10 protein-coding genes are annotated in these 13155 nt (G+C 68.9%); 2 read left to right on the forward strand and 8 right to left on the reverse strand.

The annotated features are described in order from the left end of the window. Nucleotides 1–5: 5 nt before the first annotated feature. From GV790_RS13445 to ssd, 3 genes are all read right to left on the reverse strand, one after another. On the reverse strand, nt 6–797 hold the full coding sequence (locus GV790_RS13445) for a hypothetical protein (protein ID WP_163813677.1): 792 nt from the start codon (nt 795–797) through the stop codon (nt 6–8). Beyond that, entirely contained in the window at nt 794–1981 is a 1188-nt protein-coding gene (locus tag GV790_RS13450) for a TadA family conjugal transfer-associated ATPase (protein ID WP_163813720.1), read from the reverse strand. Before GV790_RS13450 ends, GV790_RS13445 begins: the two co-directional genes overlap by 4 nt. Before the next feature lie 85 nt (nt 1982–2066). Further along, complete coding sequence (gene ssd, locus GV790_RS13455) at nt 2067–3167, reverse strand: septum site-determining protein Ssd (protein ID WP_163813678.1); 1101 nt, start codon at nt 3165–3167, stop codon at nt 2067–2069. A gap of 357 nt (nt 3168–3524) precedes the next feature. On the opposite strand from ssd, the gene GV790_RS13460 reads away from it, so the two are divergent. Continuing rightward, entirely contained in the window at nt 3525–4364 is an 840-nt protein-coding gene (locus tag GV790_RS13460) for an HAD-IB family hydrolase (protein WP_163813679.1), read from the forward strand. A gap of 528 nt (nt 4365–4892) precedes the next feature. On the opposite strand, the gene GV790_RS13465 is transcribed toward GV790_RS13460, so the two are convergent. Genes GV790_RS13465 through GV790_RS13485 form a run of 5 tightly spaced genes read right to left on the reverse strand, consistent with a single transcriptional unit; the run spans nt 4893 to nt 10905 of the window. Continuing rightward, nucleotides 4893–5639: an oxidoreductase gene (locus GV790_RS13465; protein WP_163813680.1), complete on the reverse strand. Its 747-nt coding sequence runs from the start codon at nt 5637–5639 to the stop codon at nt 4893–4895. A 29-nt stretch (nt 5640–5668) separates the two neighbouring features. Further along, nucleotides 5669–7378: a dipeptide ABC transporter ATP-binding protein gene (locus GV790_RS13470; protein ID WP_163813681.1), complete on the reverse strand. Its 1710-nt coding sequence runs from the start codon at nt 7376–7378 to the stop codon at nt 5669–5671. Then, nucleotides 7375–8334: an ABC transporter permease gene (locus GV790_RS13475; RefSeq protein WP_163813682.1), complete on the reverse strand. Its 960-nt coding sequence runs from the start codon at nt 8332–8334 to the stop codon at nt 7375–7377. Before GV790_RS13475 ends, GV790_RS13470 begins: the two co-directional genes overlap by 4 nt. Before the next feature lie 15 nt (nt 8335–8349). Continuing rightward, complete coding sequence (locus GV790_RS13480; protein WP_163813683.1) at nt 8350–9276, reverse strand: ABC transporter permease; 927 nt, start codon at nt 9274–9276, stop codon at nt 8350–8352. A 24-nt stretch (nt 9277–9300) separates the two neighbouring features. Next, nucleotides 9301–10905, reverse strand: a complete 1605-nt coding sequence (locus GV790_RS13485; protein WP_163813721.1) for a peptide ABC transporter substrate-binding protein — start codon at nt 10903–10905, stop codon at nt 9301–9303. Between the two features lie 263 nt (nt 10906–11168). On the opposite strand from GV790_RS13485, the gene acs reads away from it, so the two are divergent. Then, on the forward strand, nt 11169–13127 hold the full coding sequence (gene acs / locus GV790_RS13490; protein WP_163813684.1) for an acetate--CoA ligase: 1959 nt from the start codon (nt 11169–11171) through the stop codon (nt 13125–13127). The last annotated feature ends 28 nt before the right edge of the window (nt 13128–13155 follow it).

The following is a 13155-nucleotide window of genomic DNA, read 5'->3' on the forward strand; positions in this document are numbered from 1 at the left end:
ATGGTTCACAGCAGCACCCTTCGTGTGATCTCGTCCGACCACAGCAAGCCGGCGCAGGCCAGGGCGGTGCCGAGCGGGAGCAGAATCGCGCCGGCGGGAGCGGTGAACAGCACCTGCAGTGGCGCGGCGCCCATGAGCTGGCCGAGTCCGACGCCGAGCAGCGGCAGCCCGGCCAGGACCGTCGCCGTCGCCCTGGCACCGGCCAGTGCGGCGGTCGTGCGGCCTCGGAAGCGGATACGGCCGATCAGGTCGGTGCGTGCGGCGCCGAGCAGCTCTGCCAGGGCGAGACCGTGGTGTTCGGCGACGCGCCAGGCCTCCGCGACGCGGTCGAGCTCGGCCGCGATCACCGATTCCGGTCGGCACAGCCCGTCCGCGCCGGATCCGCCGAGCCTGCTGCGGGCGGCGCCGACCGCGAACACTTGCGCGGCAATGCCTTTCGCATCGCCGGCGGCGGTCTCCGCGGCGACGCTCGGATGCGCACCCACTCGCAGCTCGCCGATCACCGACTCGAGTGCGTCGAGCAGATAGCCGCATTCAGCGGCGTGGCGGCGATCTCGCGCGGTCCGCCGCCCACGGAAGATCAGCGTCGCGGCGAGTAGCACCGCCGCTGTCAGCGGACCGATCCCGAGCAGGAAAGCGCACGCGCAAGCCAACGGTGCCGCGAGCCGGACGATGGCGCCGCGATGCCTTTTCGGGCGCTTCCGTCCCGCGCCGAACAGGTCACGGAACCGCCGCTGCGACATCGCTGGCGGCGCCAGCAGCAGCGCGAACACCAGGCACACCAGTGCACCGATCATCGCCCGAGCCGTTCGTTCAGCAGCTGCCGTAGCTGGCCGGCCGCCGGCGTCGGGGCACTGTCCGCGCGCCAGGACGCACTGATGCGGACATGGCCGGTGTCGTCGCGGTGGACCAGTCCGATTTCCTGGAGGCCGCGGCTGCCGTCTGCTCTGCGGTGCACGTGCAGGATCACCTGGACCGCGGCGGCGAGCTGACTGTGCAGGGCGGCTCGGTCCATACCCCCGAGCGCCGCCAGCGCTTCCAGCCGCGCGGGCACTTCGCCCGGTGCGTTGGCGTGCACAGTGCCGGCTCCACCGTCGTGTCCGGTATTCAGGGCGGTGAGCAGGTCGACGACCTCGGCGCCGCGCACCTCGCCCACCACGATCCGGTCGGGCCGCATGCGCAGGGCTTGGCGCACGAGTTCGCGCACCGTCACCTGGCCGACGCCCTCGACATTGGCGGTGCGGGCCACCAGCCGCACCACATGCGGATGTGGCGGGGCGAGCTCGGCGGCGTCCTCGACGCAGATGATGCGTTCGGCCCTGTCGACCGTGGCCAGCAGTCCGGACAGCAGCGTGGTCTTACCCGCGCCCGTGCCACCGACCACGAGGAACGCCAGCCGGGCCGCGACGATCCGCTCCAACAGCGTCTTCGCCTCGCCGGGGACGGCCCCCATCGCGACCAGCGCGTCCAAGCCCTGCGTCGCCGGGCGCAGGACCCGCAGCGACAGGCAGGTGCCACCGTGCGCCACCGGAGCCAGTACCGCATGCAACCGCACGCCGAACGATTCGCCCAGTACCGCGTCTCGGCCGGGCAGGGTGGCATCCACCCACGGTTGGGCATCATCGAGGCGCCGGCCCGCGGCCGAGGCCAGTCGTTGCGCCAGTCTGCGTACCGCGGCCTCGTCGGCGAAGCCGATCGACGTCTTCTCGATCCCGCGGCCCCGGTCGATCCAGACCTCGTCGGGCGCGGTGACCAGCACATCGGCGACATCCCTGTCGTGCAGCAGCGGCTCGAGCACGCCCGCACCGGTCAGTTCGGTCTGTAGCAGTCGCAGCGCACGCAGCAGATCGGTATCGCCGAGCACCCCACCGGCTTCGACCCGGATCGCGGCAGCGACCTCGGCCGGGTCTGGATCTCCGGCGGCTCCCGCCAAACGCTCGCGCACCCGGTCCAGCAGCTCCGCTGTCACCAGCGCTCCCATCGCTCCCCCTTCGGCCATTCGAATCGACACCGCAGCGGCGATCGCCGCACGACCCGCCGAGACAGGGAATCGGCGGCCCCGCAATTCATGTCGCCGGCTCCCCTGGTACGCCGAGCACCATGAGCACGGCGTCGGCAGCCTCCCGCAGCGGCCCCCGTCCGACCGAGAGCCCGCCCCGCTCGAGTCGCGCGGGCAGCCCGGGCTGAGCGCGTACCGCCGCCAGCAGCGGCAGGTCGAGCACCTCGGCGATCTCCGGTCCACGCAGGCCGCCGGGCGCGGGCCCGCGAACGATGAGGCCACGGTTCGGATTTCGCCGGCCGATGTGCGCCGATACCGCTTCCGCGGCGGCGACCGCGCGCACACCGGCCGTGACGACGAGGACCACCAGATCGGCCGCGTCGAGGACCTGTTCGGCATGTGAGGATCGCTCGGCGGAGAGATCGCAGACGACGAGATCGCCTGCGGCCCGGCCCGCTTCGATGACGGCGTGCATGGCGGCGGTGCCGATCACCGATCGGGCGCTGCCGCCGCGGCCACAGGACAGCACCGCCAGGCCGGGGGCCGCCGACGGTAGTGCGCCGTGCAGGGCGGCGGCCGATATCCGGCCGTCTTCGACGATGAGGTCGGGCCAGCGCAGCCCAGGAGCCTTCTCGATGCCGAGCAACATGTCGAGTCCGCCGCCGAGCGGTGCGCCGTCGACCAGCAGGGTGTTGCGGCGAAAGCCGGTGCGCGCCGAGCGCAGCGCCAGCGCCGCCGACAGCACCGAGGCACCCGCGCCGCCGCATGCCCCGGTGACGGCGACCACTACCCCGCCGCCGGCGCGGTGTTCTCCGCGTTCGGCGAACGTCTCGATGAGCCCGACCGCGGCGCCAGGTAGCGCGATGACGCGTTCGGCGCCGATGGCTGCCGCCGCTTGCCAGTCGAGGAGCTGCGGCTCACCGTCGGTGACGGTGACGACGCCGCCACGCCGTAGATAGCCGGCTTCCGCGCATGCCACCGCGGCCGGGGTGTCGAGGATCACCAGCGGTGCGCCGGCCCACGCGTGCCTGCCGACCGGCATCGTGCGTTCTTCGACCTGGCGTTCCGCGGCGGCCGCGACGCGCCTGACCTCTTCGCGTAGTCCTGGGGTGCCGATGATCGCCAGCGCCGGCGCCACCGGCAGCTGATCGGTCGCTTCGAAGTCCATGCAGGTCAGCGTCGCGGACCGGGACGGCGCAGAACAGGGCCGTTTCCCGGAATGTGGATAACTCGCCTGCTGTGGACAACTTCGGAAATCAACTGGTCAGCGCCGTACCGGGCACCATGAGAAATCGACCTGCCCGGAAATAGAGGACGGCCCCAGCCGGGGGGGGAGGAGGCTGGGGCCGTCGGGTTCAGCCCCGGGGGGTCGGGCTGAACGCGCCTGGAACATGTCCAGGTGCCAGCAATACTACACCCAAGGTCCGGCGCAAGCGCAAGTCCAATGTTGAAGAAGTTTCGCCGGGACCCATCGCCCTCCGGCGGGCGCACCGGACCACCCACGGCAGCGCCTATCCTTGACCCCGTGACGGCCAACGGCGAGCAGACCGGACATCCGCACCACGGCAGCGAGCGGGCCGGTCGGGTGGCGGCATTCTTCGACCTCGACAAGACCGTGATCGCGAAGTCGAGCACCTACGTGTTCAGCAAACCGTTCTTCGCGCAGGGCCTGTTGAATCGGCGGGCGGTGCTGGAGAGCAGCTACGCGCATTTCATGTTCCTGCTCTCCGGCGCCGACCACGATCAGATGGAGCGGATGCGCGCCCACCTGACCAGCATGTGCGCCGGGTGGGATGTCGAGCAGGTGAAATCCATTGTGGCCGAGACCTTGCATGAGCTGGTCGACCCGCTGGTCTACGCCGAGGCAGCCGATCTGATCGCCGATCACAAGATCCGCGGCCACGATGTGGTGATCGTGTCCGCCTCCGGCGAGGAGATCGTCGCGCCGATCGCCGAAGCACTCGGCGCCGATCACACGGCCGCCACCAGAATGGTCGTGCAGGACGGTAAGTACACCGGCGAGGTGGAGTTCTACTGCTACGGCGAAGGCAAGGTCACCGCGATCGAAAAGCTCGCCGCCGCAGAGGGTTACGACCTGTCGCGGTGTTATGCGTATTCGGATTCGATCACCGATCTGCCGCTGCTCTCGGCGGTCGGCCACCCGACGGCGGTGAACCCCGATCGCGCCCTGCGGCGCGAGGCGGTGGCGAGGAGCTGGCCGATCCTGATCTTCTCCAACCCGGTGTCGCTGTGGTCGCGGTTCCAGGCACCGTCCTCCACCACGGTGGCGGCAACGGCGGCGGTGGGAGTGAGCGCGGTGCTCGCGGGTGCGATCAGTTACCGGCTGCTGCGCCGGCGCCGCTGACGAACCCCTCCCAACCGGGTACACCCGAGCCCCACGGCCGGCGCCGGGCAGGCCGGTCGGTACGCCCGTACAAGATCGCGAACTGTGCCGCGACCAGGGATTCAACCACGAAACACCGGGAGACACGCCGATAATTCGATGTTTTCCGACCCCTTGCTGTGAGTGCGCTCACAGTGTAAAAATGAAGGCACGGAAGGACGGAAGGCCAGGACGGAGTCGGAAGAGAAGGCTCAGCCCCCCATCCCACCCTTCCCAGCACGGACGCCAGGCACCCACGCGGAGCGCGCCGCGACAAGGGCAAAAGCGTTGTGGGCCTGCGACATTCGAGCTGCCGACGGCGAGCGCCTCGCATAATTGCGGGGATGAGCCGCGGTGGATTCGGATCACTCGCCGAGGCCGAAGAACACAACCCACTCAGCACGCTTGGTAACCGGGTTGTCCGTGCTAGCGGGCGGTGAGGTCGGTGACGACAACGCCGCCCGCTTCGATATGTCCGGACCTATCCCTACAGACCCGATATAGCTCCCCCTAACCAGAGGCGGCGTCGGCGATCGACGTCGCCTCTCGTGCGCCATCCTCCAGCGCACCGCAGCACAGGATCACCCAGCTGCCGACTCCCTCGGGAGTGCCCGTCCCGAACGCCGCGGCCGCATCCAGATAGGCCTGCCGCCTGCGCAGCCAGAACACCTCGGGCACGCCGAGGCTGTGCGGGTCCAGGCCGCTCGATACCGCGACGAGCCGAGACGCCGCCCGCGCGACGATCCCGTCGGCGGTGCCGAACGGCTTCAGGGTCAGCAGTTCGCCGTGCACCACGGCCGCGATCACCGGGGCGGGCGCCGACGATCCGAGCACGGTCTGGGCGAGCAGGTCCAGTCGCTGCGCTACCCCGCCGTCACCGCGCGGCCTGCCGAGTTCGGCCTCATCGGCGACCAGATCGGCGGCGGCGAGCAGATGGAGCCGGGCCAGGGCTTGGAGCGGAGCGCGCTGCCAGGTGCCGACGAGATTGCGCAGCGCGTCCCCGTCCAGGGCCTGCCCGACCCGCAGCGAGCCGGCCAGAATCGGATCGCTGACATTGCCGTCGGCGGGCAGTTCGACGCTTCCGCCGTCGATGGCGGCCGACGAACGCGCGGCACGCACCGCCGCCTCGGCCGCCGTCGTCGGCCAGCCGCGACGGTTGCTCTTGTGCCGGTGGACCTCGGCGAGCGCATCGCGGGCCTTGTCGGCGGCGGCGCGCACACCGGGCAGATCGACGAGGGGCTGCAGCGGATCGGTCACGATTGATGAGGCTACTGGCGTGTACTCGGTCAGCTCACCAGTAGGTCCCGGCCCGGAATGGCGTCGAGCAAGCGGCGGGTGTAGTCCTCGCGCGGGTTGTCGAACACCTCGTCGGTCGGCGCGGCCTCGACCACTCGGCCCGCACGCATCACCAGGACCTCGTCGGCGATCTGCCGGACGACGGCCAGATCATGGGTGATGAACAGATACGACAAGCCGAGTTCGGCTTGCAGGTCGCTGAGCAGTTCCAGGATTTGGGCCTGGACCAGCACGTCGAGCGCGGAGACCGCCTCATCGCAGACCAGGAGTTCGGGCGAGAGGGCAAGAGCGCGGGCGATGGCGACGCGCTGGCGTTGACCGCCGGACAGCTCGTTCGGGTATCGCGACAGCACATCCGCCGGTAGCGCCACTTTGTCGAGCAGGTCGCGCACGGTGGCGTCGCGGTCGGCGCGACGACCGATGCCGTGGGTGCGCAGCGGCTCGGTCAGGGTGCGATGGATCGAGTACATGGGGTCGAGCGAGCCATAGGGATTCTGGAAGATCGGCTGCACCCGGCGCCGGAACGCCAAGGGTGATTTCCGGCTCAGCTCGGCCACGTCGGCACCGTCGAAGGTCACCGTTCCCGACGTCGGCTCCAGCAACCCGAGCACCATCTGGGCGACCGTGGACTTGCCCGACCCGGATTCGCCGACGATGGCCGTGGTGGTTCCGCGCCGCATCCGGAAGCCGACGTCGTCGACGGCGAGCAGTTCGGTCGACTTCCACGGCACCGATCCTCTGATCCGGTACCGCTTCGTGAGTCCGTCGACGACCAGGATGTCCTCGGCGGCAACGGTATCCACGTCGCGGGCACCTTCCTCGGCCACCTCGATCGCCTGACGCCGCACCTGTGCGCGTGCTACCCGCACCGAGCGCCGCCGGGCGGCCAGCGACGGCGCCGAGTCGACCAGGCGACGGGTGTACTCGTGCTGTGGATCGCGCAGGATCTCCAGCGCCGGACCGGATTCCACCACCCGGCCGCGATACATCACCACCAGATGTTCGGCCCGTTCGGCGGCAAGACCGAGGTCGTGGGTGATCAACAGCATCGCAGTGCCCAACTGCGCGGTGAGTTCGCCGATGTGATCGAGGATCTGCCGCTGCACGGTGACGTCCAGGGCGGAGGTCGGTTCGTCGGCGATGAGCAGATCCGGGCGCCCGGACAGCCCGATCGCGATCAAGGCCCGCTGGCGCAGGCCGCCGGACAGCTCGTGCGGGTACTGGTTCATTCGGTGTTCCGGGTCGGGGACGCCCGCCTCACGCAGTAACTCGGCGGCCTGCACACGCGCCTGTTTGCCACGCGCGATCCCATTGGCGGCCAGGGTTTCACCGATCTGGAAGCCGATCTTCCACACCGGGTTCAGATTCGACATCGGGTCCTGCGGAACGAACCCGATACCGTTGCCGCGCACCCCGATCAACTCCGATTCCGGTGCCGCCGCCAGGTCACGGCCGGCGAAGCGGATCTCACCGGACACCACTCGACCGCCGCTGGGCAGCAGCCCGATCACCGCATGGGCGGTGGTCGACTTGCCGGAGCCGGATTCCCCGACGATCGCCACGGTCTGGCCGGGGTAAACCGTCAGATCGACACCACGGACGGCATCGACCCGATCGTCTCCCGAGCCGAAAGCGACGTGCAGATCGCGGATCTCGAGCAGCGGCGCGGCCGGTTCGCCGGTTGCCTGCGCGGCGTTCATGCTCGCCTCCTGCGGGATTTCGGATCGAGGGCATCGCTGAGCGCGTCGCCGAGCATGATGAAGCTGAGCACGGTCAGCGCGAGTGCCGTCGCGGGATAGAACAGGATCAGCGAACCACCGCGCAACTGCTGCTGCCCGGTCGCGATATCGGCGCCCCAGGACACCTCGGTCGGCGGCAGGCCGACCCCGAGGAACGACAGCGTGGCCTCGGTGACGATGAATACGCCCAGCCAGATGGTGGTCACCACGATGACCGGCCCGAGTGAATTCGGCACCACATGCCGCAGCAGGATCCGGAACCGCGACACCCCCAAGGCCCGCGCCGCCAGCACGTATTCGCTGTTCTTGGCCGCGATCACCGCCCCGCGCGCGATCCGCGCCACCTGCGGCCAGGTGAATCCGGCCAGGATGACGACCACCAGCGCGATCGTCCGGCGCTCCGACAGCTGCATGACGACGATGGCGGCGAGCATCAGTGGAACCGCGTACACGATCTCGGCGACCCTGGAGATGATCGAGTCGAGCAGCCCGCCGTAGAAGCCGGCCAGCGCACCGAGCGTCGCCCCGATCGCGACGAACAGCAGCGCCGCGCCGACCCCGGTCAGCACCGATGCGCGCGCCCCGTAGACGGTGCGGGCGTAGATGTCGCAGCCTTGCAGATCGAACCCGAACCAATGCTGTGAACTGGGCGGGAGCAGACTGTTGTCGACTACGCAGTAGCGCGGGTCCTGGTCGGTGAACAGGCCGGGGAACAGGGCAAGCAGCAGCACCAGCACGATCATCGCGACCGATACCAGGAACAGCGGATTGCGGCGCAGCCCGCGCCAGGCTTCACTCCAGAATCCGCGCGGTGTTCCTGCCACCCGCACCCGGTCGACGGCATCGACCTCGATCTCGTCGGCCGGCGCGACCCAGCGCTGCTGTCCGGGGCGGGCCCGAGCACGTTCGTCGGACATGCTCACACTCCCTTCTCACGCATAGCGGATCCGTGGGTCGAGCGCCGCGTACAGCAGGTCGACGATCAGGTTGGCCAGCAGGAACACCACGATCAGCACGGTCACGAAGGAGACCACCGTCGGCGCCTCGCCGCGCACCACCGCCTGGTAGAGAGTGCCGCCGACGCCGGGGATATTGAAGATGCCCTCGGTGACGATGGCCCCGCCCATCAGCGCACCCAGATCGGCACCGATGAAGGTGACCACCGGGATCAGCGAATTGCGCAGGATATGCACCACCACGACCCGGCGCCGCGGCAATCCCTTCGCGGTGGCGGTTCGCACGTAGTCGGCGTCCCGGTTCTCCACCACCGAGCTGCGGGTCAGGCGCAGTACGTAAGCGAACGACAGTGCGCCGAGCACCATCGCGGGCACGATCAGCCGCGCGAAACTCGCGTCGGCGCCGACGGTCACCGGCGCGATACCCCATTCGATGCCGAACAGATACTGGGCGAGGAACGCGAGCACGAACACCGGCACCGCGATCACGATCAGGCTGGCGACCAGCATCGTCGAATCGAACAGCCTGCCCTTGCGCAGTCCGGCGATGACGCCGAAGAACACGCCGAACACCGTCTCGAACAGCACCGCGAGCAGCGCCAGCCGGAAGGTGATCGGGAAGGCGCGCGCGAGTTCTTCGCGCACCGGGCGGCCGGAGAAGGAGGTGCCGAGGTCGAAGGTGAAGATGCCCTTCAGGTAGTACAGATACTGCACGATGAACGGCCGGTCCAGGTGGTAGCGGGCCTGCAGCTGGGCTTCCAGGGCCGGGGTCAGCGTGCGGTCACCGGCAAGGGCGGCCACAGATCCGCCGGAGACCTTGAAGATCAGGAAGTAGATGAGCAGCGTGGCGCCGAAGAACACCGGAATCATCTGCACCAGCCGCCGCACGATGTACCAAGCCATACGCTCTCCTCACTCTCCGGCGGCTCAGCGCAGCTCGATGTTCTCGAAGTCGGCCAGGCCGTTCCAGGCGAAGGCGACATTGCGGACCCGCTCGGAATAGCCCGCGGAGTTGACGTAGTCGAAGACCGGGATGGTCGGCAGGTCACGCAGCAGCACCGTCTGCGCCTCGGCGACCAGTTCCCAGGACCGTTCCTCGGTCGGCGCGGCCTCCGCGGCGGCGATCAGCGCGTCGAATTCCGGGTTGCGGTAATCGAAATCGTTGGTGGCCGAGTTGCTCAGGAACCCGGGTTCCAGGAACTGCAGCATGGTCGGGTAATCGCCCTGCCAGCCGGACCGGAACGCCTTGCCGACGGTCCGGCTGGTGACCTGATCGCGCAGCTGTTTGAAGGTCGGCAGGGCGGCGCCGACCGCTTCGATGCCGAGGGTGTTCTTGATGCTGTTGGCGACCGCGTCGACCCAGGCTTGATGGCCGCCGTCGGCGTTGTAGGCGATCTCGAAACGTCCACTCCACGGCGAGATCTCGTTCGCTTGCGCCCACAGCTCGCGGGCCCGTTCCGGGTTGTAGTCGAGGACCTCGGAGCCGGGCAGATCCGGGTTGTAGCCCGGCAGCACTCGTGAGGTGTAGTCGCGTGCCGGCGTGCGGGTGCCGCGAAAGATTTTGTCGCCGATGCGTTCCCGCTGGATCGCCATGGAGATGGCGTGCCTGCGCAATCTGCCCTCTTCGCCGTCGAAATGCGGCAGGCCGGGCTGCGTGCCGATCCACTGGTTCTGCGCGGTGGGCGCGGACACGGCGCGCTCGCCCAGATCGTCGTCGGCGACGGTGAGCGCGCTGGGCGGGACGGTGTCGAGCACGTCGAGATTGCCGGCAAGCAGATCCGAATAGGCGGCGTCGAAATTGGAGTAGAACACGAAGGTCAGGCCCCTGTTCTTGGCCGGACGCCCGCCCCGGTAGGTCTCGTTGGGCACCAGGTCCAGCTTCACATCGTGCTGCCAGGCGTCACCGTCGGCGAAGCGATACGGGCCGTTGCCGATCGGGCGCTGACCGAACGCCTCGATATCCTCGAACGCCACCTCGGGCAGCGGATAGAACGGCGCGTACGCCAGGCGGGTACGGAAGTCGATGGTCGGCGCCTTCAGATCGACGGTGAAGGTGAGCTCGTCGAGCACCCGCAACCCCGACATCGTCTGCGCGCGAGGCGGATCGGCCTGCACATCGTCGAAGCCGACGATCGGCTCGTAGGTGTAGCTCTGCAACTGCGCATTGGTGATCAGCGCGCCGAAATTCCACGCGTCGACGAACGAGTGCGCGGTCACCGGCGAGCCGTCGCTGAAGGTCCAGCCTGGTGTCAACCGGATCAGATAGTGCTGCTGGTCGGCGGTCTCGATGGACTGGGCGACCTCGTCGTGCAGGCGGCCGTTCGCGTCGATGCGGCGCAGCCCGGCGAAGAGCCGGTCCACGATCCGGCCGCCGCCGTTCTCGTTGGTATTCGACGGAACCAGCGGATTCTGCGGTTCGCTGCCGTTGACCGCGATGGAATCACCCAGCGCCGGCGTGATGGTGCAGGCGGGCACCGTCGCTGCGCACAGCAGGGCGAGCACCAACGTCGCGAACCAGGCCGGAATCCGCATCTGCACCCCCGGAATCATCGTCGTCTGACGGTTCGGCCGCGGCGGTTTCGGGTCGACGCGGTCGAACCGGCCGTGCGCGGAGCCCCGCCCGCCGATCAGAAGCCGACGATAACCAGCGCGGCACAGATTTGTCAGGCGACCGGGCCGCACTCGTGCCTGCCGATTCGGTGCCCACCCGATGGACAGGGTGGCAGCGGCGTGGGTCACAGTTGACTACTGTCGAAACCGGCCGCATGCGCAGGTGATGTGAAGGAAGTGACGAGATGACCGAAACCACCGCCGATCACCAGGACTCGTACCCGCCCAGCGCGGCATTCGCCGCCGCCGCGAACGCCGACGCCGAGATCTACCGCCGCGCCGAAGCCGATCGCGAGGGTTTCTGGGCCGAGCAGGCGCAGCGCCTGCACTGGCATGAGCCGTGGAGCCAGGTACTGGACTGGTCGGACGCTCCGGTCGCGAAATGGTTCGCCGACGGCAAGCTCAATGTCGCCTACAACTGCGTCGACCGGCACGTGCGCGACGGCCACGGCGACCAGATCGCCATCCACTGGGAAGGCGAGCCGGGCGATTCCCGCGCCATCACCTACAACGACCTGCTCGCCGAGGTCAGCCGGGCGGCGAACTACCTGACCGAACTGGGTCTGGAGACCGGCGATCGGGTCGCCATCTATATGCCGATGATCCCCGAGGCCATCGTGTCGATGCTGGCCTGCGCGCGGCTCGGGCTCACCCATTCGGTGGTCTTCGCCGGGTTCTCCCCCTCGGCGCTGCGCCAGCGCGTCGACGACGCGCGCGCCCGGCTGATCATCACCACCGACGGCCAGTGGCGGCGCGGCAAGCCCGCTCCGCTGAAGGAGGCGGTGGACGAGGCGCTCTACGCCAAGGGCGATGTCCCGCACAGCGTCGAACATGTGCTCGTCGTGCGCCGCACCAATGTCGAGGTGCCGTGGACCGAGGGCCGCGATCTGTGGTGGCACGAAACCGTCGCGAACGCCTCCCCCGAACACGAAGCCGAGGCCTTCGACGCCGAACACCCGCTGTTCATCCTCTACACCTCCGGCACCACCGGAAAACCCAAGGGCATCCTGCACACCTCCGGCGGCTACCTCACCCAGACCGCCTACACCCACCACTACGTCTTCGACCACAAACCCGGCGCCGACGTCTACTGGTGCACCGCCGACATCGGCTGGGTCACCGGCCACAGCTACATCGTCTACGGCCCCCTCGCCAACCGCGCCACCCAGGTCGTCTACGAAGGCACACCGAACTTCCCCGATGAGCACCGGCACTGGCAGATCATCGAAAAGTACGGCGTCACCATCTATTACACGGCGCCCACGCTCATCCGCACGTTCATGAAGTGGGGTCGCGAGATCCCCGACGCCCACGATCTGTCCTCGATCCGGGTGCTCGGCTCGGTCGGCGAACCGATCAACCCGGAAGCGTGGCGGTGGTACCGCGACGTCATCGGCTCCGGCAGCGCACCCATCGTGGACACCTGGTGGCAGACCGAGACCGGGTCGATCATGATCTCCCCGCTGCCCGGCGTCACCGCTGCCAAACCCGGTGCGGCCATGACCCCGCTGCCCGGCATCTCGGCGAAAGTCGTCGATGAAGAGGGCAACATCGTCCGCCCGGCCGGCGATTCGGCCGTCGTCGGCTACCTCGTGCTCGACCAGCCGTGGCCGTCCATGCTGCGCGGCATCTGGGGCGATATGGAGCGCTACCAGGCCACCTATTGGCAGCGCTACGCCGAGCAGGGCTGGTATTTCGCCGGTGACGGGGCCAAACTCGACGCCGACGGCGACCTGTGGGTGCTCGGCCGCGTCGACGACGTCATGAACGTCTCCGGCCATCGCATCTCCACCGCCGAGGTGGAATCGGCCCTGGTCGGTCACGCCGGCGTGGCCGAAGCCGCCGTGGTCGGCGCCAGCGACGAGACCACCGGGCAGGGCATCGTGGCGTTCGTCATCCTCACCGCCGAAGCCACCGACACCGGCGCCGAACTGGTGAACGAACTCAAGGCAGAGGTGGCACGGGAAATCAGCCCGATCGCACGGCCACGCGAGATCCATGTGGTGCCGGAGCTGCCCAAGACCCGCAGCGGCAAGATCATGCGCCGACTGCTGCGCGACGTCGCCGAGGGCCGCGAACTCGGCGATACCTCGACGCTCGTCGACCCGAACGTCTTCGAAGCGATCCGGGCCTCGCGCGCCTGAGCCGAACCGGCAGATTTCCGGCAGGGGC

It is taken from the genome of Nocardia cyriacigeorgica (genome assembly GCF_010858045.1).
In the GTDB taxonomy this organism is placed as follows: Bacteria; Actinomycetota; Actinomycetes; order Mycobacteriales; family Mycobacteriaceae; genus Nocardia; species Nocardia cyriacigeorgica_E.

Coding starts and splice junctions, on each gene's coding strand:
- ssd (WP_163813678.1), bottom strand. CDS start 3,167: ATGGACTTCGAAGCGACCGATCAGCTGCCGGTGGCGCCGGCGCTGGCG.
- GV790_RS13445 (WP_163813677.1), bottom strand. CDS start 797: ATGATCGGTGCACTGGTGTGCCTGGTGTTCGCGCTGCTGCTGGCGCCG.
- GV790_RS13480 (WP_163813683.1), bottom strand. CDS start 9,276: ATGGCTTGGTACATCGTGCGGCGGCTGGTGCAGATGATTCCGGTGTTC.
- GV790_RS13450 (WP_163813720.1), bottom strand. CDS start 1,981: ATGGGAGCGCTGGTGACAGCGGAGCTGCTGGACCGGGTGCGCGAGCGT.
- GV790_RS13485 (WP_163813721.1), bottom strand. CDS start 10,905: ATGCGGATTCCGGCCTGGTTCGCGACGTTGGTGCTCGCCCTGCTGTGC.
- GV790_RS13470 (WP_163813681.1), bottom strand. CDS start 7,378: ATGAACGCCGCGCAGGCAACCGGCGAACCGGCCGCGCCGCTGCTCGAG.
- GV790_RS13475 (WP_163813682.1), bottom strand. CDS start 8,334: ATGTCCGACGAACGTGCTCGGGCCCGCCCCGGACAGCAGCGCTGGGTC.
- acs (WP_163813684.1), top strand. CDS start 11,169: ATGACCGAAACCACCGCCGATCACCAGGACTCGTACCCGCCCAGCGCG.